We start from the raw sequence: 438 nt of genomic DNA, 5'->3' as shown, positions 1-438 counted from the left end.
CTACGGGGACGCGGAGTGGGCCGCCGTCGAGGCGCTTGGGCCGCCGCAGCGCGGAGGCAGCTGAAGACGCGGCCCGGCACGCCGCTCGCAACGCGGCGAAGACGTGGCATGCTGGACGCTTTCAGAACCCTTCCCGTCTCATGCGAACCTTTCTCGGACTGGCGGGCCTGGCCGTCGCCTTGCTCGCGTGGGGCACTGCCATCGCCGTCTCGCACAGCGGGCTGCCGTACCTGGACAAAGACGCGGGTGCCCTGATCACCTGGGTGCTGTTCTGCCCGGCGGTGCTCTGCTTCCTGCCCTTCGCCGGCATGGCGCTGCAGCGGAATGCGGTGGCGGCGGTCTGGCTGGTGGCCGTCGCGCCCATCGCGGGCGTTGCCAATTTCTTCGTCCCTGCGTCCCTGGGCACTCCCGAGCCCGATTCGCGCTGGGTGGTATGGG

General features: G+C 70.5%; 1 protein-coding gene. It reads left to right on the top strand.

Annotated elements, in window-relative coordinates; all coding sequences use genetic code 11:
- Window positions 1–140: 140 nt before the first annotated feature.
- Window positions 141–438: hypothetical protein (locus K9U40_RS23915; RefSeq protein ID WP_282892538.1), on the top strand; the 298-nt coding region annotated here is incomplete at its 3' end.

The organism is Xanthobacter autotrophicus, from assembly GCF_030015065.1.
GTDB lineage: Bacteria > Pseudomonadota > Alphaproteobacteria > Rhizobiales > Xanthobacteraceae > Xanthobacter > Xanthobacter autotrophicus_D.
This window is presented reverse-complemented; position numbering and strand designations above follow the sequence as displayed.